Annotated in this window: 23 protein-coding genes; 15 read left to right on the top strand and 8 right to left on the bottom strand. The window is 62.1% G+C overall.

Going from position 1 to position 26,620, the window contains the following annotated elements; all coding sequences use genetic code 11:
• Nucleotides 1-75: 75 nt before the first annotated feature.
• Complete coding sequence (locus tag BN1969_RS18560) at nt 76-231, bottom strand: DprA-like winged helix domain-containing protein (RefSeq protein ID WP_154669731.1); 156 nt, start codon at nt 229-231, stop codon at nt 76-78.
• 532 nt (nt 232-763) lie between these two features.
• Between BN1969_RS18560 and BN1969_RS08510 the strand changes: the two genes are divergently transcribed.
• On the top strand, nt 764-1,891 hold the full coding sequence (locus BN1969_RS08510) for an MFS transporter (protein WP_050623915.1): 1,128 nt from the start codon (nt 764-766) through the stop codon (nt 1,889-1,891).
• Here BN1969_RS08510 and BN1969_RS08505 read toward each other — a convergent pair.
• From BN1969_RS08505 to BN1969_RS08495, 3 genes are read right to left on the bottom strand one after another with little or no spacing between them, the layout of a single operon-like run.
• Nucleotides 1,888-2,649, bottom strand: coding sequence for a TrmH family RNA methyltransferase (locus BN1969_RS08505; protein ID WP_050623914.1), 762 nt, complete (start codon nt 2,647-2,649; stop codon nt 1,888-1,890). The two genes, BN1969_RS08510 and BN1969_RS08505, sit on opposite strands and share 4 nt — an antisense overlap.
• Nucleotides 2,646-3,293 (bottom strand): potassium channel family protein, encoded by a 648-nt coding sequence (locus BN1969_RS08500; protein WP_050623913.1) that lies wholly within the window; start codon nt 3,291-3,293, stop codon nt 2,646-2,648. The genes BN1969_RS08505 and BN1969_RS08500 overlap by 4 nt, the downstream gene beginning before the upstream one ends.
• A gap of 11 nt (nt 3,294-3,304) precedes the next feature.
• Entirely contained in the window at nt 3,305-4,723 is a 1,419-nt protein-coding gene (locus tag BN1969_RS08495) for a TrkH family potassium uptake protein (protein WP_082203550.1), read from the bottom strand.
• A 274-nt stretch (nt 4,724-4,997) separates the two neighbouring features.
• Here BN1969_RS08495 and BN1969_RS08490 point away from each other — a divergent pair, with 274 nt between their 5' ends.
• The 4 genes from BN1969_RS08490 (at nt 4,998) to BN1969_RS08470 (ending at nt 13,135) form a co-directional block, all read left to right on the top strand.
• Nucleotides 4,998-5,843: a tyrosine-type recombinase/integrase gene (locus BN1969_RS08490; RefSeq protein WP_050623912.1), complete on the top strand. Its 846-nt coding sequence runs from the start codon at nt 4,998-5,000 to the stop codon at nt 5,841-5,843.
• A gap of 289 nt (nt 5,844-6,132) precedes the next feature.
• The gene (locus BN1969_RS08485; RefSeq protein WP_050623911.1) at nt 6,133-6,960 is read left to right on the top strand and encodes a tyrosine-type recombinase/integrase; all 828 of its coding nucleotides are present in this window, start codon (nt 6,133-6,135) and stop codon (nt 6,958-6,960) included.
• 64 nt (nt 6,961-7,024) lie between these two features.
• Entirely contained in the window at nt 7,025-12,355 is a 5,331-nt protein-coding gene (locus BN1969_RS08475; protein ID WP_082203549.1) for an S-layer homology domain-containing protein, read from the top strand.
• Nucleotides 12,356-12,679: 324 nt separating this feature from the next.
• Nucleotides 12,680-13,135, top strand: a complete 456-nt coding sequence (locus tag BN1969_RS08470) for a CoA transferase (protein WP_050623908.1) — start codon at nt 12,680-12,682, stop codon at nt 13,133-13,135.
• Nucleotides 13,136-13,266: 131 nt separating this feature from the next.
• Here BN1969_RS08470 and BN1969_RS08465 read toward each other — a convergent pair whose 3' ends face one another.
• Both BN1969_RS08465 and BN1969_RS08460 read right to left on the bottom strand, forming a co-directional pair.
• Nucleotides 13,267-13,638 carry a sporulation initiation factor Spo0A C-terminal domain-containing protein gene (locus BN1969_RS08465; RefSeq protein WP_050623907.1) on the bottom strand — a complete coding sequence of 124 codons (372 nt, stop codon included), beginning with the start codon at nt 13,636-13,638 and terminating at the stop codon, nt 13,267-13,269.
• Nucleotides 13,625-13,891: a helix-turn-helix domain-containing protein gene (locus BN1969_RS08460; RefSeq protein ID WP_050623906.1), complete on the bottom strand. Its 267-nt coding sequence runs from the start codon at nt 13,889-13,891 to the stop codon at nt 13,625-13,627. The genes BN1969_RS08465 and BN1969_RS08460 overlap by 14 nt, the downstream gene beginning before the upstream one ends.
• 216 nt (nt 13,892-14,107) lie before the next feature.
• Here BN1969_RS08460 and rpoN point away from each other — a divergent pair, with 216 nt between their 5' ends.
• Nucleotides 14,108-15,463, top strand: a complete 1,356-nt coding sequence (gene rpoN, locus BN1969_RS08455; RefSeq protein ID WP_050623905.1) for an RNA polymerase factor sigma-54 — start codon at nt 14,108-14,110, stop codon at nt 15,461-15,463.
• An 11-nt stretch (nt 15,464-15,474) separates the two neighbouring features.
• Here the strand turns inward: rpoN and BN1969_RS08450 are convergent, their stop codons facing one another.
• A complete protein-coding gene (locus BN1969_RS08450; RefSeq protein WP_050623904.1) occupies nt 15,475-16,221 on the bottom strand; it encodes an SDR family NAD(P)-dependent oxidoreductase in 747 nt (248 codons plus the stop codon).
• Nucleotides 16,222-16,462: 241 nt separating this feature from the next.
• Nucleotides 16,463-17,389: a LysR family transcriptional regulator gene (locus BN1969_RS08445; RefSeq protein ID WP_050623903.1), complete on the bottom strand. Its 927-nt coding sequence runs from the start codon at nt 17,387-17,389 to the stop codon at nt 16,463-16,465.
• A gap of 254 nt (nt 17,390-17,643) precedes the next feature.
• Between BN1969_RS08445 and BN1969_RS08440 the strand changes: the two genes are divergently transcribed.
• The 9 genes from BN1969_RS08440 (at nt 17,644) to BN1969_RS08400 (ending at nt 26,587) form a co-directional block, all read left to right on the top strand.
• Complete coding sequence (locus BN1969_RS08440; RefSeq protein ID WP_050623902.1) at nt 17,644-18,360, top strand: DUF5058 family protein; 717 nt, start codon at nt 17,644-17,646, stop codon at nt 18,358-18,360.
• 18 nt (nt 18,361-18,378) lie between these two features.
• A complete protein-coding gene (locus BN1969_RS08435; protein ID WP_050623901.1) occupies nt 18,379-19,092 on the top strand; it encodes a hypothetical protein in 714 nt (237 codons plus the stop codon).
• Between the two features lie 21 nt (nt 19,093-19,113).
• A complete protein-coding gene (locus tag BN1969_RS08430; RefSeq protein WP_050623900.1) occupies nt 19,114-20,277 on the top strand; it encodes a M20 metallopeptidase family protein in 1,164 nt (387 codons plus the stop codon).
• A gap of 8 nt (nt 20,278-20,285) precedes the next feature.
• Nucleotides 20,286-21,203, top strand: coding sequence for a glutaminase A (gene glsA, locus BN1969_RS08425; RefSeq protein WP_050623899.1), 918 nt, complete (start codon nt 20,286-20,288; stop codon nt 21,201-21,203).
• Between the two features lie 194 nt (nt 21,204-21,397).
• Nucleotides 21,398-21,688 (top strand): hypothetical protein, encoded by a 291-nt coding sequence (locus tag BN1969_RS08420; protein WP_050623898.1) that lies wholly within the window; start codon nt 21,398-21,400, stop codon nt 21,686-21,688.
• A gap of 53 nt (nt 21,689-21,741) precedes the next feature.
• Complete coding sequence (locus BN1969_RS08415) at nt 21,742-22,617, top strand: C40 family peptidase (protein WP_050623897.1); 876 nt, start codon at nt 21,742-21,744, stop codon at nt 22,615-22,617.
• A 147-nt stretch (nt 22,618-22,764) separates the two neighbouring features.
• Nucleotides 22,765-22,947, top strand: coding sequence for a ferredoxin (locus BN1969_RS18980; protein ID WP_050623896.1), 183 nt, complete (start codon nt 22,765-22,767; stop codon nt 22,945-22,947).
• Nucleotides 22,948-23,410: 463 nt separating this feature from the next.
• Complete coding sequence (locus BN1969_RS08405) at nt 23,411-24,742, top strand: sodium-dependent transporter (protein ID WP_050623895.1); 1,332 nt, start codon at nt 23,411-23,413, stop codon at nt 24,740-24,742.
• 330 nt (nt 24,743-25,072) lie between these two features.
• Complete coding sequence (locus BN1969_RS08400; RefSeq protein ID WP_050623894.1) at nt 25,073-26,587, top strand: DUF1538 domain-containing protein; 1,515 nt, start codon at nt 25,073-25,075, stop codon at nt 26,585-26,587.
• The last annotated feature ends 33 nt before the right edge of the window (nt 26,588-26,620 follow it).

Below are 26,620 nucleotides of genomic sequence, written 5' to 3'. Positions count from 1 at the left end.
CCAAAATCGAAGATAAGAAAAAAGTATAAGTCAAAACGCAGCTGCGGAGCGTCCCCGCGCGCGTCTGTCAAGAGTCTATTCCTCCAGCTCCACCAGGGCGGAGAAGCGGCGGTCCGGCCCCTCTTCCACCGCCCCCTGCACCTGGAGCATGGTCAGGGCAGAGAGCACCCGGCGGGCCGGGATCTGTGCGGCCTCCACCAGCTCGTCGGCGGAGCGGCGCCGGCCGCCCAAGGCGGCGATCAGCGCCAGCTCGTCGTCGGTAAAGCGGTCCCGCTGCTCCGCGGCGGGGATGCGCTCCCGCCCGGGTGCCGCCGGTGCCTCCTCCCGCTCCGCCGGGGCAGGGGCCGGACAGGCCGCTGTCTCCAGCCGGGCGGCGGCCGCCGCCGGGCTGAGGGGNGCGTGGCGGGGGGGGCGGGGGCGGGGGGGGTCAGGACCGGGAGGCCGGGGCGGCCCCACCCCACCAGGGCGCCCCCCGCCCCGCCGGTGTCCTTGTCCAGCAGGGCGCGCCGGGCCGCCGGGGTCAGGTCCTCCACCAGGGCGTACTCCTCCGGGTCGGCGTAGAAGGCCCGCTCCGGGGTGACAAAGTGGTCCAGCACCCGCAGGGCGCCGGCATTCCCCAGCCCCCTGCGACCGGTGAGCCACAGCCAGTATTTCAGCGTCGCCAATTTTCTTCCCTCCGTCCCGCTCCTCCGGTAAAATCCCCCTTTACAAACGTCCCCGCCTCCTGTATGGTAGGAGATAGGAATAAGGAGGTGCTGTTCCCATGGTCTCCCTTCGGCGGCCCCATTACGCCTGGATCATCTGTCTGGGCGGCGCCCTGTCCCTGTTCGCGGTCATGGGGATGGGCATCAACGTGTTCTCCGTGTATCAGCCCTACATCATCCAGCTCAACGGCTTTTCCAACGCCCAGGGCTCCTGGATCACCACCACGCGCAGCCTCTTCACCCTGGCCGCCATGCTGACAGTGAATCAGCTGTGCGCCCGGATCGGACTGCGTCTGGTGATGACCCTGGGGGTAGTGCTGCTGGCCCTGTCCTGCTTCTGCTTCGGCCTGGCCGACAGTTTCCCCCTCTACTGTGCCGCGGGGGCCCTCACCGGTCTGGCCTACGGCTACGGCGGCATGGTCCCCCTCTCCCTGGCGGTGGGCCACTGGTTCCGGGACCGGCGGGGCCTGGCTCTGGGGCTGGCCGCCGCGGGCAGCGGCGTGTCCACCATCTTTGTCCCCACGCTNGGGACGCCTCCGCCCCCCAGGCTGTCTCTGAGACCCACCTGGATGTGTATAAGAGCCAGCCCCGCGCCGGCGGGCATGACCCCCGCCCTCCGGCTGTCCCTGCTGCTGGCTGTCTTTCTCATCGGCGGCCCCGGCGGGCCCGGTTTCTCCCACCTCACGGTGCTCTACACCACCGCCGGCTATGACAGCGCCTCCGCCGCTCTGCTCATCTCTTACCTGGGGCTGGTCATCTGCGTATCCAAGATCCTCTGCGGCCAGATCTATGACCGCTTTGGTAGCCGGGCGGGCAACTGGTACGTCCATTTGGTCTTTCTGGCCGGACTGCTCCTGTGCTGTCTGGCCCACCTGGGCGGGATGCTCCCCGCTTTTGCGGCCATGACCCTGTTCGGCCTGGGCCTGCCCATCTCGGCGGTGACCTTTGCCATCTGGTCTGCCGACCTGTTCGGGGACGCCCAGTACGAGGGTGCGGTGCGCTCCCTCACTGTGTCCTACGCTCTGGGGATGCTCCTCTTCGGCCCCATCCCGGGCCTGCTGGCCGACCGCTTCCACAGCTATGTTCCGGCCTATGCCCTGTTCGCCCTGTGTCTGGCCGTCTCACTGGTCATCATCCAGCGGGCCTACCGAAAGCTGGACGCAGGACACCGGCCCCGCCGGGATTAGCGGCCCATTTCCCAGAGCACCACCGCGGCGGCCGCGGCGGCGTTCAGGGACTCACACCGCTCCCGCATAGGGATCTTCAGGGCCCGCTGGCTCATAGCGAGCAGTTCCGGCGAGACCCCGCGCCCCTCGCTCCCGATCACCACGGCGGACCGGCTCAGGTCCGCCGTTTTGATATCCTCCGTATCCTCCCGCAGGGCGGTGGCGTACAGCGCCAGTCCTGACCGCTCCAGCAGGCCCGCCAGCCTCTCCGGGCCGGTCTCCCACACCGGGAGCCGGAAACAGGCCCCCATGGTGGCCCGCACCACCTTGGGGCCGAAGGGGTCCGCACATCCGTGGACCAGGAGCAGGCCGTCCGCCTCCAGGGCATCGGCGGTGCGCCAGATAGTGCCTACGTTCCCCGGGTCCTGGAGACCGTCCAGCACCAGATAGCGCCCGCCCTCCAGGCGGGGCGGCGGGGCGGTGTCCCACATCCGGCACAGGAACAGCGCCCCCTGGGGGGACTCCATGGGGGAGATGGAGGCCATCACATCCTCCGGCACCCGGACCGTCCGCACCTCCGGCGGGAGCTCCGGCCCGTCCAGCCCCTCCGAGTACACCACCGTCTCCAGGGGCGCTCCCCACTTCAGGGCCTCCTCCAGCAGCTTGACGCCGTCCCCCAGGAACATCCCCGCTGAGCGCCGGGCGCCGCGGCTGGAGGCCAGGCGGCGGATCTGGACCAGGAGAGGGTTCTTCCGGCTGGTGATCCACTCCTCTCTCACAGCCGCTCCACCTCTCTGATATCCTCGTTCCGTCCCAGCACCACCAGCTCGTCCTCCTCCTGAAGGGCGTACTCACCTCCGGGGGAGATGGTCATGCCGCCCCCCCGGCGGATAGCGATGATGTTCAGGCGGTGTCTGGCCCGCACGTCCAGTTCCCGGATGCTCTTCCCCTGCCACTGGCGGGGACAGCGGCACTCCATGATGGAGTACTCCTCCGACAGCTCGATAAAGTTGAGGATGTCCCCGTTGGCCAGGTTCCGGGCCAGGCGCAGGGCCATCTCCTGCTCCGGAAAGACCACCCGGTCGGCGCCGATCTTCTCCAGCACCCGGTGGTGGACGGCGCTGCGGGCCTTGCCCACCACCTGGGGCACTCCCAGCTCCTTCAGGTTGAGGACGATGAGGGCGCTGGTGCCCACGTCGTCCCCTGCGGACACCACAGCACAGTCAAAGTTCCTGGCTCCCAGGGCCCGGAGGACCTCCGGGTCCCGGGCATCTCCGGCGGCGGCGTGGGTCACAGAGCCCGCCACCTCCTGGACCCGCTCCTCCCGCAGATCCACCGCCATCACTTCGTGGCCCAGGGCACACAGCTCACAGGCCAGCGATGTGCCGAATCTGCCCAGTCCGATCACCAAAAAGCTTTTCATAGACATCTCCTTCAGCCGATCATCACATCCACACTGGGGTAGCGGATCTTATTCTCTCCCCGGTCCCGGATCAGGAACGCAATGGAGAAGGACAGCACGCCCACCCGGCCCAGGAACATCATCGCGATGATGATTCCCTGGCTCAGCGGGGACAAGCCGGTGGTGATCCCCATGGTCAGCCCCACGGTCCCCATGGCCGAGGCCACTTCGAAGGCGGCAGCCAGGTAGGGGACCCCGTCCGCCAATGTCAGGGCGATGGACCCGGCCAGGAACAGGCAGGTCACCACCAGGGTCAGGGTCATGGCATTGAGCACCCGGGCCTGGGGGATGGTCCTCCGCCGGAGCACCACCTGGTCTCTCCCCCGCAGGCCCGCCCACAGTGAGATCAGCAGCACGCCGGCGGTGGCCGTCTTGATGCCGCCGGCGGTGGAGCCGGAGGAGCCCCCGATCAGCATCAGCACCACGGACAGGGCAGCCGCCCCTTCCCGCAGGGCCCCCTGGTCCAGAACGCTGTACCCTGCTGTGCGCAGGGTCACCGACTGAAAGAGGGCATTGCCCACCTTCTCTCCCGCCGTCATACCACCCAGGGTCTCCAGATTGTTCCACTCTGCCCCCAGAAAGAACAGCCAGCCCCCCAGGATCAGCGCCCCGGTGACGGCAAGCACCATTCTCGAGTAGAAGGACAGCCGCCGCCAGCTCCGATGCTCCAGGCAGTCCTCCCAAACAAAAAAGCCCAGGCCGCCCAGCACGATCAGGCACCCGATGGTGCCCAGCACCACCGGGTCCTCCCGGAAGCCCGCAAGGCTGGAGAAGGCCCCGGTGTGCTCCCCCATCAGGTCGAATCCGGCATTGCAGAAAGCGGACACGCTGTGAAAGATGGAGTACCACAGCCCCCGCCCCCAGCCGAAGAGAGGGACGAAGCGAGTAGCCAGCAGGATCGCACCACAGCCCTCCAGCAGAAAGGTGCCCATGAGGGCGTGGCGCACCACCCGCACTACCCCGGACATCCCATTCAGATTAAATGCGGAGGCGATGGCCAGCCGCTGGGACAGGCCGATGCGCCGCCGCAGCAGCAGAGGGATCAGGCTGATCAATGAGACAAATCCCAGCCCGCCCAGCTGGATCATGGCCAGGATCACCCCCTGACCGAAGGGAGTCCAGTGGAGCGCGCTGTCCACCAGGACCAGACCAGTGACGCAGGTGGCGGAGGTGGCGGTGAACAGGCAGGTCAGCCAGGGGGTGAACTGCCCGTCCCGGGCGGAGATAGGCAGGTGGAGCAGAAAAGTCCCCAGCAGGATGATGGCCCCGAAGCTCACCACGATCAGGCGGGTAGGGTTAAAATTCTGATTGGACAACAGGCGCAGCACGCTGCCTCCCCCTTCTGCCGGGGCCGGAGCCCCCGGCTCCCCTGTCCCGATGCAGAACAGCATACCGGCAGTTCCCCCTGTCAGTATGCTGTGCGGCCCGGGCCCTCCGTGGATTCATACAAAGTTGAGTATAGCATACCCTCCCAGGATATTCAAGTCAACGATTTTTCTCCCCCGCCCCGCATTTTCATACCTTATATATAAAAAGGAGTGTCCGGTGCCGGAGGTTGGGCTGCAAATTGAACAGCCTTCCTCCTTTTCTTCCCCTAGGTTTCGGATAAACGCCCCCCGTTTCCGGTAAAATAGTACCACACTGGAAGAAAAGGGGAGTTTTTGTATGAAAGATCACCATGTGCCCCAGGAACATCTGTCTGCCTTTGCCCGGAGGCTGGCGGAGGAGGAGCGGAGCGCGGGGACAGTGGAGAAGTACCTGCGGGACGCAGGGGCCTTTCTGGAGTGGCTGGCGGGGGCGCCGGTGAACCGGGAGGCAGTCACGGGCTGGAAGGCCCACTTGGTCCGCTCCGGCTACCGCCCCGCCACCATCAACTCCATGCTGGCCGCCCTCAACACCTTTCTCCGTTTCATCGGCCTGGAGGACTGCCGTGTCCGCGCCCTGCGGGTGCAGCGCAGACTCTTTCAGAGCGAGGAGCGGGAGCTGAGCCGCCAGGAGTACCAGCGCCTGCTGGACACCGCCCGCACCTTGGGCCGGGACCGCCTGGCCCTGGTCATGGAGACCATCTGCGCCGCCGGCATCCGGGTCAGCGAGATGCGCTATATCACTGTGGAGGCCGCCCGTTCCGGTCAGGCGGATATCGCCCTCAAGGGCAAGGTCCGCACCATCCTCCTCCCCGGCAAGCTGTGCCGCAAGCTGCTCAAGTACGCCAGACAGCAAAAAACCGCTTCCGGCGAGATCTTCCTCACCAAAAGCGGCAAGCCTCTGTCCAGGCGGCAGATCTGGGCGGAGATGAAGCGCCTGTGCCTCCGGGCCGGGGTGGCCCCCACCAAGGTCTTCCCTCACAACCTGCGCCATCTCTTTGCGCGCACCTTCTATCAGGCCACCCGGGACGTGGCCAAGCTGGCCGATGTCCTGGGGCACTCCAGCATTGAGACCACCCGCATCTATCTCATCTCCACCGGTGCCCAGCACCGCCGGGATCTGGACCGCCTGCGCCTCGTCCGCTAGACAAAATCAATATTTTGCATCCAGCGACCAGGAAAGGCCGCAGGAGGCTACATAGATTTCTGGTAGATTATAGCACAGGCCGATGGAAAATTCAAGCTGGAGCTGCTAAATTTGCGCAAAGACCAGCCATATGAGCCCAAATTGCTCATACGGCTCAATCTTCACGCCCTTTTTCCCTCAGGAGCGCCGCCGGCGCTCTTTTTTTCTGCCCGAACAGCTCCTTCCCCGGGATAGAACGCGGCAAAATATTGATTTTGCCTACAACTGGGGGGCGAGAGGGGAGAACGGCATGGAACTGGTGATGGAACAGGAGGCCCCGGCAGGAGAGGTATGCCTCACGCCGGAGGCCATGGACGCCTATCTGGACACCCTGCGCCAGCAGGGCCGGAGCGCAGACACCCTGGCGGCGTACCGGCGGAGCATCTATGGGCTGTACCGGTCGCTGCCGCCGGACAAGCGGGTAGGCCGCGGGACACTGGACCGTTGGCGGGAGACGCTGGAGGACCAGGGGTATCTTCCCCGGACTATCAATGTGCGGCTGGCGGCGGCCAACGGCCTGATGACCTATCTGGGCCACCGGGAACTCCAGGCCACCGCCGCCCTCCCGCCCCCGGCGGAGGGGGAGCGGCCGGAGCTGACCCGCGGGGAGTATCTGCGTCTGCTGTCCACCGCCCGGGTTCTGGAGAAGGAGCGGCTCTACCTGCTGGTGAAGGTATTCGGAAGCACGGGCCTGTCGGTGGGGGAGCTGCCCCGGCTGACGGCGGAGGCGCTGGACGGGCGGGGACCCAGCCCCGTGCGTCTGCCGCCGCCGCTGGCGGAGGAGCTGCGGGGCTATGCGGCCCGGCAGGGCATCACCGCAGGACCGGTGTTCCGCAGCCGGAACGGGCAGCCCATACGGCGGACCCAGGTGACGGGCGAGATCCGGTCCCTGTGCCGGGACGCCCGGGTGCCGGAGGAAAAAGGGAACCCACGCTGTCTGCGCCGGCTGTGGCAGGAGACCCAGGATGCCATCCGGGTCAGTGTGGACCAGCTGGTGGTCCAGGCCTTCGACCAGATGATGGAGGCGGAACAGTTCTCCGTGGGCTGGGATGCCGGAAAGGGGGTGGGGATGATGTGACCACACCCCCCAGCTCTCGATTGCGCTGGCATGAATATCAGCTACTAAGGAGGAAAGAAATGACATGAAAAAGCGATTCTTGGCCGTATTGCTGACCCTGTGCATGGTGCTGTCCCTGCTTCCGGTGTCCGCCTTTGCGGCGCCGGGAGGGTCAGAGTATGAGATAGGAGATACGTTTGAAACGACCGACCCCGATCAAAAGCCGCCGGAAAACATTCCGGATGGGACAGAGTGGGTAGGGCCCGACGCTGAGCGGGGAGATCTTACCTGCAAAGAGGAGGAACACGCCCACTCTCTGGACAGCTGCTACAGCCATGACTGTGTACATGAGCACAATGACGACTGCTATCCCACACAGTGGGTGAAGTGTACGAAGGAGGACAATCCGGACCATTATAATAGGCTCGGGTTCCATAAAGACGATACAGGGTGCACGTGGCACTCCTTCAGCATCCTAGATTGGGCATGGGGATACCAAGTAATTGACAAAACCGAAGGCCCCACCGAGTGCAGGCACGAATGTTCTCTCAAAACCGGATGTTACACATTGACCTGCAGCAAGGAGGAGCACCAGCATGGTGATGCCTGCTACCAGTGGGCCTATACCTGGACGCTGGAGGAAAAGACCGATGAGAATAACCAGAGGGACCAGTGGCGCAACTGGTGGCCCGTGTATTGGAGCTTTGACGAATATTACGGATTGGGGAATGAAGAGATCACGGACCCCTCTCTGGTAACGGTGTCCGCCGGGGCGAAGGATGTCACTTATACAGGGAAAGAAGTATCCCCTCAGGATGCCCTGGATGATTCGGAGGCGGCCAACGCGGGCCAGCTGATCCGCAGCGACCTGGACATCCGGGTGGCGGAGGGCTACTATCTCTCCTCCTACCGTCTGGTGTGCGGAAACTATACCGGGTGCGGTGTGGTCGAATATGGTGACGCTGTCACCATCGAGCCGGACGAAAACGGGGATTATTCCGCTGTAACGCACGTTTCCATTGACGAAAATGATTTTGATCATTGGCGCAATGTCGGCGGCTTAGGCCGAAACTATCCCACCTCAAAACCTAGTGAAGCCAACTGGAGCAACAGCTATCTAGGCGGGAACACCATTTATCCCTTCTATCTGCTGCTGGAGTTAAAGGAAGATGAGAACACCTATCAGATCCAGTATGATTGGGGCGACCAAAGCGAGGCACTGACTGAGTACGATGTTCCTGAAACTCAGACCGGTCTGAAGCGCAATGAGGAAGTCCAAGCCGCCATTCCTTCTGACGAGGCGGTCCAGGCCGCGCTGGCTACGGGCTATGTCTTCGACGGCTGGACCATTTCCGGAACAGGATATGAGGACGGCTCCAAGGTGGACGCAGGCGGAAAGGTCGTCATCCGCGGCAGCGATCTGACCCTGACCGCCAAGTGGGTGGAGGCCGGGACGCCTGAATTTCTGAACAGCATCAAAGTCACCGTGAGCTGCACCAACCAGGCCGCGGGCCATGCAGGTTCTCAGCCGATGACCTTGACGGCAGGGGATTATACCACATCCTCCCGGGTGGTGGACCGCCATCTGGAATATACGGTCACCATTTCCTCTGAGCGCTTCGTGACGGCGTATAATGAGACCACCAGTGCGACTCACACCCCCGCGAAAGATACGGCCACAGTCACTTATGTGTATCACAACGGCTGGAAGCTGAAAAGCGGGAGCAAAGAGGCGGTCACGTTCCAGGTGGCCTGTGAGGACCAGTACACGGTGACCGTCAAGTATGTGATGGATGATGCGAATCAAACGGAGATCCAAACTTCTTATGTCAGCGAAGAGATGTCCAAGGGGTCTCCCTATGATGTGAGCGGCCAGATCCCTGACTCGATCACATATAAAGGTCAGAGCTATGCCAAAGACACGGTGAAGGGGGCGACCTCCGGCACGCTCACCGGCAATGTGGAGATCACGGCGGTTTACAGCCTGGATGAAGTCGGCGGCGAGAATGGCGGCGGCGACGGTGTCCCGGACAAGTACCAGAAGAAAGTGACCTTCCAGGTGGTAAACGGGACCTGGGAGGATGGCACCAGCGCCGCCAAAGTCACCTATGTGACGCTGATGAAGGACGGCAAGTGGGACATGAACGGCAGCGCCTACCTGACAGCCCCCACCGGAATGAAGCCGGACGCTGGCTATGGTGGCACGGACGGAACGCAGGGCGGCTGGGATACCACGCCTCCTGCCACAGTTTCCGGGACCGATGATGTGACGTACACCTATACCTTTGCCAAAAGCACCACCCCCATTGTCCCCGGCAATGTTCTGTATGTCGTGGAGCACTACAAGGCAAACGACGATGGAACTTATCCTGTGTCCGCGACGGAGACGGAGCGCTTCTCCGGGGCGATCGGGGCAGAGGTAACGGCCACCCCAAAAGTGTATGAGGGGTACTGTCTGGACCCTGCGCTCTCCAATACGACCGGTACGCTGACCAAAATTGAGAAGCCGGAAGATATCGTGACGCTGAAGCTGTATTACGCCGTGGACAAAGTCGGCGGCGAAGATGGCGGCGACGGTACCCCGGATCAGTACCAGGCCCAAGTGATCTATCAGGTCGTGGGGGGCACCTGGGCAAACGGAAGCACGGAAATTGAACAGGTCTATCATTTGTCGGAATATGATGAGACCTCTGACAAATGGGTCGAGGTCAGTCCCGCGCCGACTTTGACGAATATTCCTGACACCACAAAAGTTGAGCCTGATGCAGCGCACATCCTGAGCGGCGCGTGGGATGATGAGTCCCCCGTGGCCGGGGCGGCATTGACGGCGGGGACCAGCACCACCTACACCTACAGACTTACTGCGGCGGCACCCGCCATGACGGTGGAGAAAACAGCTCAGGAGGCATCTGTCCGTGTGGGAGAGCAGATCCACTACACGATCACAGTGCGCAATACCGGCAATGCGCCCCTGACTGATGTGACGATCGAAGACACCTTGTGGAGCGCCGGCACGGTGATCCGGGTAGGGGACATCGATCATACCCTCAGCGACAGCAGCTACACCATCTCCAGCATTGGAGTGGGCGACAAGGTCATCATCACCTATGCCTATACCGCGGCGCAGACAGACGTGGCGGCAGGCGTGACGAATACCGCTGCCGTGACCGCAGATGAGATCGAGGACGCAGTTACAGATACGACTGATCCGGTGCCGGTGACCGCTTACTCCCTGACCTATGACGCCAACGGCGGCCGCATCGCCGGGGAGACCACATTCGTAGTCCCGGACCTGGCCCAGCAGACTGGTTATGAACTGGGGGAAGAAGATGACTACACCGCCCCCACCCATACTGACACCGAGGGTGCAGCGGTCCTCTTCCTGGGCTGGACCACCACCGACAACCATGAGAAGATCTATGACGCGGGCGAACAGCTGCCCACTCTGGTATCCGAAGTCAACATCCCGGCGGTGGCCACGGTCTACGCCGTGTGGGCCTATGACCGGAACGGCGACGGTACCCCCGACGCCCGGCAGATCATGATCCAGCCCGCCGATATCACCATCTACACCGGCGGCAGCAGCTATGAGAGCGTGGTCAACGGCAGCGGAAACGAGATCGGCGCCACCGACAACGGACTGCCCGTGCCAGGCTTCTACATCACCCTGCCCAGTGATTTGAATGCGTGGCTGATCGAACACGCAGATCCCGCCGATGTTGTCACCAATGAAAATGGACAGCAGGTGGTGGACCTGTCCAAATATCTGACCTTTACTTACAACTTCGGCGGAGAACAGCGGATCTGGAAGCTGGAGCGGTACGACAACAATCCCGGCAACACCAGCATGGCCTATGACCGCTACATCTACCGCATCCTGCCCGCTGAGACCCCCAATGGCGAGGTCCCCATCCGCCTCCAGTTCACCGATCAGGACGACCCTGATTCCTTCATGACCAGTGACGACTTTACTGTCCAGGTGAACAGCGTGTTCCGGCAGTATGACATGACCATCTATGCCGGAGATCTGGAGCAGCAGCGGGTCAAGGCCGAGCTTACGGTAGGCGCAGACACGGAGCAGTACAGCGCGGCGGTGGGATCCGGTACGCTGACCATCCGGGGCGTGACTGATCTCGACACCGCCACCACCCCTGTGGTCAATGAGCCCCCCACCAATGAGGTGAACAGCATCACCGCCCATATCCCCGCAGACGCCGCTCTCTACATCAATGAGAGCAGGCTGGAGGTCGCTGATCCTGATGCTGTGCATCTGCTGGTGGACAGCATCGTCCCCGACCAGGGCAATACCCTGCACAACAGCGCGGTGGATGGATTCAACTCCATCACCGAGGACCACAGTGCGGAGCTGCGCTACCTGGACCTGGTGGACACCAGCAACGGCAACGCCTATGTCACCACCGACGGGGAGATCACCCTCTACTGGCCCTACCCCGATGGAACGGATCGGAACAGCGAGTTCCAGCTGGTCCACTATGCGGGCCTGGACCGCAACAGCAACACCGACCTGGAGCAAGGCAACTACACCATGGAGCTCTACTCCACTGAGGACGGCACCCTGGTGGCCACGGATGAAGGCATCCGCTTCACTGTGGACTCCTTCTCCCCCTTCGCCCTGTTCTGGGAGGATGAGGATGACGATGACGACCGGGATGATGACGATGATGACGATGACGACGACCGCGGGCACGGCGGCTCCGGCGGAACACCTCAGCTGAACAAGGAGGACCACTTCGCCTACGTCTCCGGCTACCCCGACGGCACCGTCCAGCCCAACGACCCCATCACCCGTGAGGAAGTGGCCACCATCTTCTTCCGCCTGCTCACCGACGCGTCCCGGGCGGACTACATTACCGAGCGGAACCCCTTCCCTGATGTGGAGTCCAGCCGCTGGTCCTTCTACTCCATCACCACCCTGAACAACGGCGGCATCATGACCGGCCGCACCGGCGGCGACTTTGACCCCGGCGCCTACATCACCCGTGCCGAGTTCGCTGTGGTGGCCGCCCAGTTCTCCGACGCCCGGTACTCCGGCCCGGACAAGTTCAGCGATATCTCCGGCCACTGGGCCCGGGAGTACATCAACCGCGCCGCCGCTGAGGGCTGGATCGCCGGTTATCCCGACGGCACCTACGGCCCCGACCGGAGCATCACCCGCGCTGAGGTCATGGCCCTCATCAATGAGGTGCTGGACCGCGCCCCCGACGCCGATCACATGCTGGACGACATGATCCACTGGCCGGACAACCCGGAGGACGCCTGGTACTATGAAGACGTACAGGAGGCCACCAACTGCCACACCTACCGCTGGAGCGGCAGTCTGGAGCGGTGGATCCAGATCACTGACATGCGCACCTATGCTGACCTGGTCCGGGACGCCCTGCGCAGCGCACGATAATCCCCTGATCTGGCTGGAGCCCGGCTCCGGCGGCTCCTTTCCAGCGCCTCCGGGGCCCTTTCCCCCGCAAAAGGCCCGCCGCTGCGACAAATTCGCAGCGGCGGGCCTTCTATTCTTATTCTAATTTTGCGTAAATCATCAGTCCAGGGTTTTCATTGCGTGGGGATTGAAAAATGCAGTTTCGTCATACGCCATCATGTATCGCAAATCAATCATTTTGAAACGCTGTGTTCTGATCGAAAATTTCCGCTCCGGCGTCATAGACCAGCTGGGAAACTTTTTCGAGGCCAGTGCCCCTGGAAACACCTATCCCAAGAAAAGGTAATGATCAGCGCCGGACAAGCCAGCGCCTGGCCGAAATTCGCCCACATTCTGGGGCATGACGAGTGGATCGACATACCGGAGTTCCAGCGTGTGGAGGACCGCGTCAAAAACCGCGTGCTGCTGGCCCCCATGATTGCGGAGGAGACCTCAAAATTCGAAAAAAACGTGCTTCTGGAGCGGCTGGCAGAGGCCAAAATTGCGGCGGCGCCGGTCATGACAGTGGCCGATGTGGCCAATGACCCCCATTTCAGGGATGAGCGAAGCATGTACACAGAGGTCACCCACCCCCAGCTGGGTCCTGTCAGGATCACGAATCAGGCCGTCAAGATGTCAGAGACGAACCCCTATGTGAGGGGCTGCGCTCCCCTGCTGGGCGAGCACAACGATGAGGTCTACCAGTTCCTCGGCTTTACACCGGAGGAGATCTCCGCATGGCGGGAAAAGGGCGTTATCTGAACTTCCTCTCCCTCCAGATCTCCGCCTGCCCCCGCCCTGGGTCGTGGGACGGCACCGGCCAAAACAGAACAGGCAGCGCGGCACTCCGGGATGCACTCCCGGGTCCGCTCTGCCTCTTTTTGTGTTCCTTTTCAGCTCTGCACCGGTCCCGCCCTCTGCTCGCACAGGAGGCTGTTGGACAGGATGGACAGGAACTGCGCCGCGCAGGGGCGCTGAAGCAGCGGACGGCGGGCCAGTCCCTCCAGCATGGCACGGTTCTGCTCCCACACCACGGTGATCACGGTTCGGATGTTCCGCTCCACCGCCTTCCAGTTTGTCCCATACCGCTTCGCTACATCCGGATAGAGCCATTTGGTGACCAGCAGGAGCCGGTCCTGCTGCTGGACACAGAGCAGCACTGCATAGGCGGTGTAGGAGAACCCCCTGTAATTTGCCGTGGCGCCCAGCCGGCACAGCATGTCACATACCTCCGCCGTCCCGATCTCCGTTCTATACTGTGCCATTTTGGTCCGCCTGCTCCACTGTCTGACGAAATTTCTGTATCAGCTCCTCCACCCCGGGACTTTCCAAGAAGAGCAGGAAGAACATCAGAGACGGTGCGGACAGGCAGTAGCGCTCCTTTTCCAGATCCGCATAGGAACGTGGCTCGATGCGCAGGCGTTCCGACATCTCTTCCTTAGACATGCCCCGCTGTTCCCGTGTCTCGGCCATGTACCCATTCAGAAACTTTTTGACCAGCTTGGTATATGCATGCATTTCATTTCCCTCCAAATTTCGACAATACTGTAAGCAGAATCCTACCATCATTGGATGCATACTTCCATGAGGTGCACCTCATTCAGATAAAAAAGAATAAAAATATTCTTAATTTTATGTGGTGTATGCTTCTGTACGGTCCCGTCATGCCTTATGCCTATCTTGTTTCCCCTCGGCATATTTGCTATAATAGCTCTGAAAAAGGAGGCGTCCCTTATGGAACTGGTCCAACGGCAGACTCAACAGCTCACCCAGCAGACGCTCCAGAGCCTCGCGCTCCTTCAGATGAGCACAGTGGAATTGGAGGCTTATGTTCAGGAGCTCGCCCAGGAGAACCCTATCATCGATCTGGAGCCGCCCCGCTCCGAGCAGGAAGCTCCCCGGGATCAGGAGCTCTTCCGCCGTGTGAAGTGGCTGGAGGACAGCGACCGTCAAAATCGCTATTACCAGCGCTTGGACGCCGAGGAATTGGACCCGCTGGCCCAGGTGGGGACGGATGGCGGTCTGGAGGAATCCCTCTCCAATTTTCTCTTCCGCCAGATCCAGCAGCTCGATCTGGATGAGTCTGCCAAGCAGCTTCTGTGCTACCTGTCCGCCTGTCTGGACGAGGATGGGTATTTCCGCATCCCACTGGACGAGCTCTCCCGGACTTCTGGCATCTCCCAAAGGCGGCTCGCCCGCACTCTGGAGCTACTGCGCTCCCTGGAACCCGCAGGTGTGGGGGCTTCCTCCCTCTCCCAGTGTCTGGAGCTTCAGTTGCTCCGCATCCATGAGGAGGGCCCCGCCCTTGCCATTGTTCGGGACTGCCTGGAGGAGCTGGCCAAAAAACATTATCATGCCATCTCCGCCCGCCTCTCCATCTCTCAGGAGGAGGTCCGGTCCGCCGAACGGCTGATCCGAGAGCTGAATCCCCGTCCCGGTTCCATCTTCGCGCTCCCCAGCGAGATCTCCTATATTCAGCCGGATATTTTGATCGAAGAGATAGACGGACATTTCACTGCCCGCCTGCGGAACAGTGACCGTCCCTACTTCCAGATCAACTCCTATTACCGCAGTCTCCTGACCCAGTCCGATGACGCCCAGGTGCGGGAATATCTTACCTTGAAGCTCCGCCAGGCCGAAAACGTGCTCTGGGCCATTGGTCAGCGGGAGACCACGCTTCTCCGGTGTGCCCAGGCTATCGCCGGCCGCCAGCAGGACTTCTTCCGGTCGGGGCCCAGCGCCCTGCGGCCCCTGCGCCTGTCCGACATCGCCCAAGAGCTGGAGATCCATGAATCCACGGTCAGCCGCGCCATTCGGGACAAATATGTCCAGTGTCCCCGGGGGGTCTTTCCCCTCCGTCATTTTCTCTCCCGCCGGGCCGCCGGGGAGAGCGGTGCCGAGGTCGGCAGCTGTGCCGCCAAGGAACTGCTCCGCCGCCTGATTCGGGAGGAGGACAGCACCAAGCCTCTCTCCGACCAGAAGCTATGCACCCTGCTGACGGAGCAGGGCTGCCCCATCTCCCGCCGTACCGTGGCCAAATACCGCGAGGAGCTGAACATCCCCAGTGCCTCTGGGAGAAAGCGGCCGTAGCCCGGCACTGTTCAGGCCCGGGCCAGTCCGTCCACCCGGAGGACCACGCCGGTGATATAGGATGCCTGCTCCGAGGCCAGGAATACGAAGGCCTCCGCGACCTCCCCCGGCTGCCCCACACGCCCCAGGGGGATCTGGGCCTCTAGAGGAGCCAGCACCTCCCGCGGCACTGCCCGCAGCATGTCCGTCTCGATGATGCCCGGGGCCACCGCATTGACCCGTATCCCCTTCGGCGCCAGCTCCCGGGCCAGGGACAGGGTGAAGCCGTTGACCGCGAACTTGGAGACCGGATAGGCGACGCCGGCGGGCTGTCCATAGAAGCTCACCATGGAGGAGGTGTTCAAGATCACGCCTCTGCCCTGCCTCTCCATCCAGGGCACCGCCCCACGGGCACAGTGGAACATTCCCTTTACGTTCAGGTCCATCACCCGATCAAAGAGCTCCCCGGTGTACGCCCCAAAGGGCGTGCTCTCTGAGACCCCCGCGTTGTTGACCAGGATGTCGATCCGCCCATGCTCCGCCCCGATCCGGTCAAAGGCCGTCCGGACCTGCTCCGGGTCCTCCAGGCTGGGCCAGATGCCCCATACCCGGGCCTCCGGCAGCTCCGCCTTCAGCTTGGATACCGCCCGCTCCGCCGTCTCGCTCCGGCTGGCGCACAGCACCACTTCCGCCCCCTCCTTCAGGAAGGCTCTCACCACCGCATATCCGATCCCCCGGCTCCCGCCGGTCACCACCGCGATCTGATCCTTCAGTTTCATGGCCCTCTTCCCCTTTCTTCTGTACGTTCCAATTCCGTTTTTTGGGCCCGGGGAAACGCTTCCCCTGCCGTTCCAGCCCCCTACGGGATGAGGACTCACCAACGGATCGGGACTTTTGGTATCATGCCCCCTATGCCTCCCTTTCATCCCTTCCCGGACGCAAGAGGAGCGGCGCGCTTCCCCCACAGGAAGTGCGCCGCTCCTCTCTTCATAATATCTGATCCGGGCACCGATCTGGCCCTCACGCCTCGAACTCCCGCTGCACCTCCCCTTCAATCTTCTCCAGCAGTGCCTGCTCTTCCAGGCTGAGCCGGACGTCCGCCCGGGTCAGGAAGCCATATTCATAGTCCATGGACGCGGGCCGGATGGGCACCGCCGCCAGCTCATTCCGCGCCATGATCTTGGAGTGGATGTGACAGGAGATCATCACCAGGTGGTCCATGGACTCCAGCATATCCAGGTTGCCCGCCCGGCCCACGCCGTGGCAGATCCCTTTGGCCGGGGGCAGCGGGGAGCGCTCCGGCTGAAAATGCACCCCTATGGGGTCGAAATAGGTCACATTCAGCATCAAAAGGGCCTCATCGTACCGGATGGACGGCGGGACCGTCTCCGGGTGGTAGAGGCTGCTGGTCCGGCGGACCACCCCGTAGGCCGGGCTCTGGGCCAGGGGGTGGTAGCGCAGGTTCCGCCGGGCAAAGTAGGCGAAAAGCTCTTCCCGCATCTCTGTTCCAAAGGTGAGAAAGGCGGCCAGGGATGCCCCCTTTCCCACCCGGTCAAAGAGCTCCCGGCAATCATAGTACTCCTCACACTGGATGGACCAGTCCGGCAGGCCCCGGGCCGTCTCCAGCACCGTGTTGACAAACAGGGAGGAGGGGACACAGGCAAAGTGGACCCGGCGCCGGCTCTCCTGACGGCACTCCCGCGCCAGGTCGGAAAGCCGGTCCAGCAGCGTCTCCGCCTCCGTCAGGAACCGCTCCCCCTGGGGCGTCAGGCTCATACCCTGTCTGGTACGGAGGAACAGGGGAAAGCCCAGGGACTGCTCCAGCTCCCCGATGGCCCGGCTCAAGTTGGGCTGGGCCAGGTACAGGGCCCGGGCCGCCTGGGTCACAGAGCCATAGCGAACTACGGCTAAGGCGTATTGCAGGTATTTCAGATCCAGTTCTTCCAATGCGATCCCCTCCCGGCTCTCTCTTTTCCGGCTCCCGATCTTTGTGTGTATTTTCCGTCCCCTCAGGCAGAAGCGCCAGGCTCCCCTTGTCCCGGAGACACAAAACGAGATCATGTCGTTAAATTATATCATTTTTGATATGGAAAGCAAATGCATTTTATATTTTTCAAGCCGGCTCCGCCATGATAGTATAATTTACAACAAAACAGCTGTATTTGGAAAAAAATCTGGCTATCTGCCAAGGGAGGAACACCATGGGTTATTTTGATGTGGCAAATTCCCCGCTCCTCTACGTCCTGGTCGCCGCCGGGGTCCTGTATATCGTGGGGCTGTCCGCCGTCTTTCTGCGCAAGTCCTGGAGGCGGTGTCTGGAGCTTGGGATCTCCAAGGAAAAGCTGAGCGCCGTGGCCCGCAGCTCGGCGGTCTTCACCATCGTCCCCTCTGTCTCCATCGTCATCGGGCTGTTCACCCTGTCCACTGTACTGGGCATCCCATGGCCCTGGTATCGGCTGTCGGTGGTGGGCTCGGTGAGCTATGAGCTGATGGCGGCAGACATGGTGGCCGACGGCATGGGCTACGGCTCCGTAGGCGAGATGGCCGCCCAGGCCGACCACACCGTCTTCGGCGCGGTCATGTTCGTAATGAGCATCTGTATCCTGGCCGGCATCATCATCAACATCTTCGCGGTGGAAAAGATCCAGACTGGGATGAGCACCCTGAAGAAAAAGCGGGGCGACTGGGGCACCATCGTCAACTCCTGCTTCTTCCTGGGGATCGTGGCCGCCTTCACGCCGCTGATCTTCGCCTCCGGAACAGTTTACGCCCTGACCTTCCTCATCAGCATGGGAGTGGCGGCCCTGTGCGCTTTGTGCATGAGGCGCTTTCATCTCAAGTCGCTGGGGAGCTTCATCATGTCCATCTCTCTGATCGTCAGCATGGCCGCGTCCGTCCTGCTGGAACAGATATTTTAAAAGGAGGCTCGTTCTCACATGAAGCAGTCTGACAGCTACGACCGCTCCATCCACCGCACGGGCCGGCTGGGCAGCATCCTGGCCATCGCCTGGATGCTGGGCATCCCTGCGGTGATGTGCACCGTCTATCACATGTTCCCTTCCATCCCGGACCTGCTGCTGTTCGGCAGCGGCCTGCTGGCCCTGTATGTCCCCACCGCCATCTCAGAGGTCATCACCTACGTCCCCATGCTGGGCTCCGCCTCTTACATCACCTTCATCACCGGGAACATCTCCAACCTGAAGCTCCCCTGCGCCCTGAACGCCCTGGAGATGGCGGATGTGGAGCAGAATACCGACGCCGGAGACGCGGTGGCCACGGTGGCGGTGGCCGTCTCCTCTATCGTGACCACCGTTATCATCGTACTGGGCGTCCTCCTTCTGGTCCCTCTCCAGCCCATTCTGGAGAGCGAGCCGGTGAAGATCGCCGGAAGCTATATGCTCCCGGCGCTTTATGGGTGCCTGTTCCTCAGCCAGATGACCAGCAAGGCGGGCGGCACTATCATCAAGGGCAAGCTCAAGGCCGCCGTCCTCCCCGGCGTGCTGGTCTTTCTAATCCACGTGTTCGTCACACCAGTCAACCGCGGCATCGCCATCCTGGCCTGCATCCCCCTGTGCATCCTGTGCGCCTGGGTGCTGTACCGGATGGGGCAGATCCGGGTGGTCCATCTTCCCCAGGGTGGGGACCGGTGACCGGAAAGGAGAGTACATCGTATGAATTATCTTCAGAGCGCTCAGGCGCTGTATGAACAGATGGTCCGGGACCGCCGGCACCTCCACCAGCATCCCGAGGTGGGGATGGACCTGCCCGAGACCTGTTCCTATGTCATGGCACGGCTGACCGAGATGGGCTATCAGCCCCGGCGGCTGGGAGGGGGCGTCACCGCCACCGTGACCGGAAAGCCCGACGGGAAGGTGTTCCTGCTCCGGGCCGATATGGACGCTCTGCCCATGCGTGAGGAGAGCGGGCTCCCCTTCGCCTCTCAGCGCAGCTGTGCCCACACCTGCGGCCACGACATGCACACCGCCATGCTGCTGGGGGCGGCCCAGCTGCTCCGGGACCGGGCAGCAGAGCTCAACGGCACTGTCAAGTTCATGTTCCAGCCCGGCGAGGAGGTCCTGTCAGGGGCCAGATCCATGATTGAGGCCGGCATCCTGGAAGATCCCCATGTGGATGCGGCCATGGGTGCCCACATGATCCCCATGATTCCAGCGGGCCTGGGCGGCTACGGCACCGGCGTGGTCTCCGCCTCCAGTGACCACCTGGTCATCCGGGTGGAGGGCCGCGGAGGCCACGGCGCCCATCCCCAGTCCACCGTGGACCCTATCAACATCGGCGTCCACATCCATCTGGCGCTCCAGGAGCTGCTGAGCCGGGAGGCGGACCCCGCTGAGCTGGTGGTCCTCACCTTCGGGAAGTTCCAGGGGGGCGACGCGGCCAACATTATCCCCTCCTCTGCGGTGCTGGAGGGCACCCTGCGCACCTTCAGCGAGCCGCTGCGCACCCACCTGCTGGAACGGATCGACACCATCTGCACCTGCACAGCGGAGGCCTTCCGGGGCAGAGCCCAAGTCACCGATCTCTGCTCCACCTGCTCCCTCCAGATCGACGGGGATACTGCCGCCGCCGTCGCCCAGGGGTGGCAGCGGGAGGGACTGAAAATGCTCCAGCGGGGTGAGAAAATGAGCGGTTCCGAGGACTTCGCCGAGATCGCCGCCCGCGTCCCCTCCACCTTCTTCGTGGTGGGAGGCGGCACCGCCCAGGACGGCTGCGGTGTCAGCCTCCACAATCCCAAGATCCGCTTCCGGGAGGAGGCGCTCATCTACGGTGCCGCCGCCTACGCCTCCGGTGCAGCCATGTGGCTGGAGCTGCACTGAGGGACGTCATGGACGCGCTGCTGGAAAAGCTGGTGGAGGAAAATCGCCCCTTCACCCGGGAGGGCCGGGTGGCTGGCTACATCCCGGAGCTGGCCAAGGCGGACCGGGACGAGCTGGGCATCTGCGTGGTGTCCAGCGACGGACGTATCAGCTCCGCGGGGGAGTACGGGCGGACCTTCACCATTCAAAGCATCATCAAGCCCATCCTGCTCCTCCTGGCGCTGATGGACAACGGGGAGGACACGGTCCGCGCCCGGGTGGGAGTGGAGGCCACAGGCAAACCCTTTGACGCCATCAACTATACGGACCAGGCTCTGCTCAGCGAGCATCTCAATCCCATGGTCAACATGGGAGCCATCCTGCTGTGCACCCTGATCCATGGGACGAGCTATCCCCAGCGGCTGGAGCGGCTGTTGGAGCTGACCCGTCGGCTGGCTGGAAATCCCAGCCTGTCGGTGGACGAGGCGGTCTACCGCTCGGAAAAACAGACCGGCAGCCGCAACCGGGCCATGGCCTTCCTGCTGGAGAGCTGCGGACTGCTTCATGACGACCCGGAGGAGGTGCTGGACTGTTATTTCCGGGCCTGCTCCATCCGGGTGGACTGCCGAGACCTGGCCCATATCGCCTGCACCTTCGCCGTCCGGGGCCGCCGCCCCCCCTCCGGCGAGCAGCTGTTCCCCGCCCGATATGCCCACTATGTCAACGCCGTGCTGATGACCTGCGGCATGTACAACGGCTCGGGGGACTTCGCCGTCAAAGTGGGACTGCCAGCCAAAAGCGGCGTGGGGGGCGGCATCATGGCGGTCTCCCCTGCCCGTATGGGCATCGGCATCTATTCCCCCGGGCTGGACGAAAAGGGAAACAGTCTGGCTGGCATCCGGCTGCTGGAACAGCTGGGCCGCCGGCTCAGCCTGAGCATATTCTGACCCCGCATCTCCGCCATTCAGGCGAAAAACGGTCTCCAGAGGCAGCTCCGGAGGCCGTTTTTCCTCTTTCCATCCGCTCTGCCGCCGTCTTTCCTCCATTTCCCAGAAAAAAATTAGATGAGAGTATTTGACAAAGGGTTTCAAATGTGTTACAATTCGGTTACAACATTAAAATTTCCTTAAGGAGGCAGACCATGGCGTCTGAAAAGATCCCTCTTTCCTATAAGGGCCATCCCCTGCGCCGGAAAGACAACCTCATCTACTACGGCACGATGGCCGAAAAGTACATCATCATGCTCCAGATCCTGGACACTAAGAAGGTGGACGATCTGGATGTGGCCACAAAGGTAGCCGTTCAGCTCCAGTTGACCGATCCCGACCTGAAGAGCCGGGACCGGGTGGTCAAAAAGACAGAGAAGGACAGCTTGTACACCGCGATGGACGTGGCCACGGTCTGGCTGGACCGGGCACTGAGCACGAAGTAAAGAGCCGCCCGCGCTCCAGAAACAGAGATATGACGATCAGGAGGACTTCCGCCATGCACTTTTCTCAGTCTTTTGCTGCCAAGCTGACCGCCGGCCTGCTGGCTGTCACCGGTATGATCGCTCCGGCTTTTGCTGTGTCCGGCACAGTGGACGCCGAGGGCGGTCTTCGTCTGCGCAACGCTTCCAGCACCGACGCCGCCGTTCTGGAGACCATCCCCGACGGCTCCCAGATTGAGGTGTCTGGTATTACCGAAAGCGGCTGGTACCAGGTCTCCTTCCAGGATACTCAGGGCTATGTCTCCACCGATTATGTAGTGCTGTCTGAGACTGTAGAACTGCCCACTGTGGCGGAGCCCGTCTACGGCAAGGTCACGGAGGGCCCCTTGAATGTCCGCTCCGCCCCCAGCACCGACAGTGAGAAGGTGGACTCCTTCTCTACTGGCAAGGTCCTCACCATTCTGGAGACCCTGGACGGCTGGTACAAGGTGGAAGAGGGCTATGTGTCCGCGGACTATGTGACCATTATCGACGCGGCCGAGGCCGCCTCTTCCGGCTCCGCCTCCGAGGTGGTGGATCTGGCCATGCAGTATCTGGGCTATCCCTACTGTTACGGCGGCTCCTCCCCCAGCGGTTTTGACTGCTCCGGCTTTGTCCGCTATGTCTACTCTCAGTTTGGCTGCTCCCTCAACCGCACTGCTTCCGCTCAGATGAGCAACGGCACCTCCGTCTCTATGAGTGAGCTCCAGCCCGGCGATCTGGTCTTCTTCCTGAAGTCGGGCAGCGGTGCCAGCCGTGCCTCCCACGTGGGTATCTACATCGGCGGGGGCCAGTTCATCCACGCCTCCACCTCCAGCACCGGCGTCATCATCAGCGACATGGACAGTGCCTACTACACCACCGGCTTCGTGGGCGGCCGCCGGATCCTCTGATTTTCTTCCCCTACGTTATACCGGACAGGCAGCCCCTGCGGGGCCTGCCTGTCCTTTTTCTGTTTGTGTATTTTTTCTGCTTTTCGGGCATACTGTGCTCAGATACGCCCCGCGGCATCCGCTGGCCGGGGAGGAAAGGAGCACATCATGAACGCTACTGTCAATTCCAACTGCATCGGCTGCGGTCTGTGCGTCAGCATCTGTCCGGAGGTCTTTGAGATCGGAGACGACGGACTGGCTCAGCCCATTCAGGAGGTCACTGAGACCCTGGAGAAGACCGCCTCCCAGGCCAGGGAATCCTGCCCTGTCAATGCCATCGACCTGGAGTGAGCACTTCCGCCCCCTTTCCCTCCGGCAGCGGTCCTTCCGCCGTCCGGAGGGCTCTGTTGTATGCTCGCCTTGTTGTATCTTTCATAACGGCCACGGCTGCCAATTCTTCCGGCGGCCGTGGCTATTTTTGTTCCCCGCATCTGTGGCGCGGGATGCTGTTTCTCGACAGTCAGTATATGCTGGTACCACGGCGGCGGGCGTAGATAGGACAAGTATAGGGCGAGGTCCCACCCACACGACGTATCCCCTTGGAGACATCTTACAGCCGGAGTCTGGGGAAAATTTTCCTCCCTGCGGCAGCCCAGCGCCTCTGCAGTGGTGAGAAAACGAACGTGACCAGGTTTTCTTTGCCTTTTTTCCAAGCGTGTGCTATAATTAAAAAAGTGTTACCCGGCATGGCCCGCATGGCCCCTGCCGGTTTTCTCGTGTTCCGGCGGTATTTTTTGAAAAGGGGCGTCTTTCCATGGAAAAACACAGCGCTGTCCGCGACTCCTGGGGGTCTAAATGGGGGTTCATCCTGGCCTGCATCGGCTCTGCGGTGGGGATGGGCAACATCTGGCTCTTCCCCGCCCGTGTCTCCCAGTACGGCGGGGCCACCTTTCTCATCCCGTACCTCATTTTTGTGGTCATCATCGGCTCTACCGGGGTGATCGGGGAGATGGCCTTTGGACGGGCCACCCGCTCCGGCCCCATCGGTGCCTTCGGCTATGCCACCAAGCTGCGCTTCGGCCATGAGCGGCCCGGCCGCCTGCTGGGCCTGATCCCGGTGCTGGGCTCCCTGGCCTTGGCGATCGGCTACTCGGTCGTCACCGGCTGGATCTTCAAGTACACCGCCGACGCTCTCACCGGCACCCTGTCCCGCATGTCCAGCCTGGACGCTTTCGCCGCCCACTTCAATGCCACTGCTGCTGGAAATGTTCCCTGGCAGCTCGTCGGCATGGCGGTGACCATCGCCATTCTGGCTTTCGGCATTGGCCGTGGGATCGAACTGGCCAACAAAGTCATGACCCCCCTGTTCTATGTCCTCTTCGTCGGGCTGGCCATCTATCTGTTCACCCTGCCCGCTTCCGGAGCGGGCTATCAGTACATCTTCGTCCTGGACCCCAAGGGGCTGCTGGACCCAGTGGTGTGGATCTATGCCCTGGGGCAGGCCTTCTTTTCCCTTTCGGTAGCGGGAAACGGCACCCTGATCTACGGCTCCTACCTCAGCCGCAGCTCCAATGTTCCCTCTGACGCCAGGATGGTGGCCGTCTTTGACACTGTGGCCGCTCTGCTGGCCGCCCTGGTCATCATCCCCGCCATGGCGGTGGCCGGCCAGCAGCTGGACCAGAGCGGCCCCGGCCTCATGTTCATCTATCTGCCCAACGTGCTCAGCACCATCCCCGGCGGCTGGCTGATCCTGATCCTTTTCTTTGCTGCGGTGATCTTCGCGGCCCTCACTTCTCTGGTCAACCTGTTCGAGGCGCCTACCGCCACTCTCCAGGAGCTGTTCCACCTGAAGCGCCCCGCCGCCGCAGCCATCACCGGGGGAGCAGGCATCCTGGTTGGGCTGGTCATCGCCCCCATCGTGGACCCCTGGATGAACATTTGCTCCATCTACATCTGTCCCCTGGGTGCGCTGCTGGCGGCGGTCATGTTCTTCTGGATCTGCGGCAGGCAGTTCGTGGAGGAGCAGGTGAACCTGTCCCGGACCAGGCCCTTGGGCCCCTGGTTCTATCCCCTGGGAAAGTACCTGTTCTGCGGGGTCACCCTGGCAGTGCTCATTCTGGGCTCCGTGATGGGCGGCATCGGCTGACTGCTGCATCCCTCTCCACTGTTCCGGTAACGGCCGGACCCGTTAGAACGGGTCCGGCCGTTTTCTGCCTATTTTGCCCCAAACATTAAGATTGTATTAAGATATCTCCCTTTTTGGTTGAGCCAGCCGCAAAACCATGGTAAACTGTTATCAAAGTGCATAAAATAATTTATATTTTTGCTCAGTTCCACTTTGTACCCCTGGGCCGAAATTTCCCCTTTCTGCTCCCGGCCCCACAGGGAGATTGGCGCCCACAAAGGAATTGGGACGATATTCTCTATCGAGGTGATGATTTTGCTCCGGGAACATATGCAAAATTGGAGGGATCAGATGGGCCAGAGCAAGACCATCCTTCTGGAAAAGCTGCGGGAGGCCCTCTCCTCCGTACTCCCCATCGTGCTGATCGTTTTGGTCCTGTGCTTTTCCATCGCTCCCATCCCCACCGCCACCCTAATGACTTTCCTCATCGGGGCGGTGCTGCTGATCGGTGGGATGGGGCTGTTCACTCTGGGGGCCGATCAGGCCATGACCCCCATTGGCGAGCGGGTAGGCGCGGCCATGACCCGCTCCCGCAAGCTGTGGATCGTGGTGTCGGTAAGCTTCCTCATTGGAGTCATCGTCACCGTGTCCGAGCCCGACCTCCAGGTCCTGGCCACCCAGGTCCCCGGCGTGCCCAACCCGGTGCTCATCGGGGCGGTGGCCGTAGGGGTGGGGATCTTCCTTGTCATCGCCCTGCTGCGCATCCTGTTCCGGGTCCCCCTGAACCGTCTCTTGGTGGGCTTCTATCTGGTCGTGTTCACCCTTGCCGCCTTTATCCCCGGGGACTTTCTCGCCATCGCCTTTGACTCTGGAGGCGTCACCACCGGCCCCATGACCGTCCCCTTCATCATGGCCCTGGGCCTGGGCGTCTCCTCCATCCGCAGCGACGCCGACGCCTCTCAGGACAGCTTCGGCCTGGTGGCTCTGTGCTCCATCGGCCCCATCCTGGCCGTGATGGTCCTCTCCCTGCTCTACCCCGCCTCTGGGGCCTACACCCCTGTCTCCATCCCAGAGGTGCCGGACAGCCGTGCCCTCTGGAAGCTGTTTGAGGAGGGTCTCCCCGAGTACATCGCAGAGGTGGCCCTGTGTCTGGCCCCCATCGCCGCCTTTTTTGTCGTGTTTCAGGTGGTATCCCTGAAATTAAAAAAGAAAAAGGTCTTGAAAATCGTAGTCGGTATTTTATATACTTATATTGGGCTGGTACTGTTCCTCACCGGCGTCAATGTGGGCTTCATGCCCGCCGGCAACTATCTGGGCTATCAGATCGCCACCCTGCCCTATCGCTGGGTCCTGATCCCAATCGGCATGCTGATGGGCTGGTTCATCGTCCAGGCGGAGCCGGCGGTCCACGTGCTCAACAAGCAGGTGGAGGAGATCACCTCCGGTGCCATCCCCGGCCGGGCCATGAGCACCAGTCTGTCCATCGGCGTGGCGATGTCGATTGGACTGTCCATGGTGCGGGTGCTCACCGGGATCTCCATCTTCTGGCTGCTGATCCCCGGCTACCTGGCCGCTATCACCATGTCCTTTTTCACGCCGAAGATCTTCACCGCCATTGCCTTCGACTCTGGCGGCGTAGCCTCCGGCCCTATGACCGCCACCTTTCTGCTCCCCTTTGCCATGGGAGCCTGCGACGCCATCGGCGGAAGCATCATCACCGACGCCTTCGGCGTGGTGGCCATGGTGGCCATGACGCCGCTGATCACCATCCAGATGCTGGGACTGCTCTATCAGTACCGCCTGAAGAAGAATGGCACCAGCGGAGAGCAGACCGCCCCGGCGGATGATGACATCATCGAGCTCTGAGGGCGCTGCCGCCCCCACGACGCGAGGAGGAGT

The sequence above is a fragment of the Clostridium phoceensis genome (genome assembly GCF_001244495.1).
Lineage (GTDB): Bacteria > Bacillota > Clostridia > Oscillospirales > Oscillospiraceae > Lawsonibacter > Lawsonibacter asaccharolyticus.
The sequence above is the reverse complement of the archived record's forward strand: the minus strand, read 5'-3'. Positions and strand labels throughout refer to the sequence as shown.

Excerpts from the sequence above, each read along its gene's own strand:
- BN1969_RS08500 (WP_050623913.1), bottom strand. The coding sequence starts at position 3,293 with ATGAAAAGCTTTTTGGTGATCGGACTGGGCAGATTCGGCACATCGCTG.
- BN1969_RS08495 (WP_082203550.1), bottom strand. The coding sequence starts at position 4,723 with ATGCTGTTCTGCATCGGGACAGGGGAGCCGGGGGCTCCGGCCCCGGCA.
- BN1969_RS08490 (WP_050623912.1), top strand. The coding sequence starts at position 4,998 with ATGAAAGATCACCATGTGCCCCAGGAACATCTGTCTGCCTTTGCCCGG.
- BN1969_RS08485 (WP_050623911.1), top strand. The coding sequence starts at position 6,133 with ATGGAACTGGTGATGGAACAGGAGGCCCCGGCAGGAGAGGTATGCCTC.
- BN1969_RS08475 (WP_082203549.1), top strand. The coding sequence starts at position 7,025 with ATGAAAAAGCGATTCTTGGCCGTATTGCTGACCCTGTGCATGGTGCTG.
- BN1969_RS08470 (WP_050623908.1), top strand. The coding sequence starts at position 12,680 with ATGATCAGCGCCGGACAAGCCAGCGCCTGGCCGAAATTCGCCCACATT.
- BN1969_RS08465 (WP_050623907.1), bottom strand. The coding sequence starts at position 13,638 with ATGGCACAGTATAGAACGGAGATCGGGACGGCGGAGGTATGTGACATG.
- BN1969_RS08460 (WP_050623906.1), bottom strand. The coding sequence starts at position 13,891 with ATGCATGCATATACCAAGCTGGTCAAAAAGTTTCTGAATGGGTACATG.
- rpoN (WP_050623905.1), top strand. The coding sequence starts at position 14,108 with ATGGAACTGGTCCAACGGCAGACTCAACAGCTCACCCAGCAGACGCTC.
- BN1969_RS08450 (WP_050623904.1), bottom strand. The coding sequence starts at position 16,221 with ATGAAACTGAAGGATCAGATCGCGGTGGTGACCGGCGGGAGCCGGGGG.
- BN1969_RS08440 (WP_050623902.1), top strand. The coding sequence starts at position 17,644 with ATGGGTTATTTTGATGTGGCAAATTCCCCGCTCCTCTACGTCCTGGTC.
- BN1969_RS08435 (WP_050623901.1), top strand. The coding sequence starts at position 18,379 with ATGAAGCAGTCTGACAGCTACGACCGCTCCATCCACCGCACGGGCCGG.
- BN1969_RS08430 (WP_050623900.1), top strand. The coding sequence starts at position 19,114 with ATGAATTATCTTCAGAGCGCTCAGGCGCTGTATGAACAGATGGTCCGG.
- glsA (WP_050623899.1), top strand. The coding sequence starts at position 20,286 with ATGGACGCGCTGCTGGAAAAGCTGGTGGAGGAAAATCGCCCCTTCACC.
- BN1969_RS08420 (WP_050623898.1), top strand. The coding sequence starts at position 21,398 with ATGGCGTCTGAAAAGATCCCTCTTTCCTATAAGGGCCATCCCCTGCGC.
- BN1969_RS08415 (WP_050623897.1), top strand. The coding sequence starts at position 21,742 with ATGCACTTTTCTCAGTCTTTTGCTGCCAAGCTGACCGCCGGCCTGCTG.
- BN1969_RS18980 (WP_050623896.1), top strand. The coding sequence starts at position 22,765 with ATGAACGCTACTGTCAATTCCAACTGCATCGGCTGCGGTCTGTGCGTC.
- BN1969_RS08405 (WP_050623895.1), top strand. The coding sequence starts at position 23,411 with ATGGAAAAACACAGCGCTGTCCGCGACTCCTGGGGGTCTAAATGGGGG.
- BN1969_RS08400 (WP_050623894.1), top strand. The coding sequence starts at position 25,073 with ATGGGCCAGAGCAAGACCATCCTTCTGGAAAAGCTGCGGGAGGCCCTC.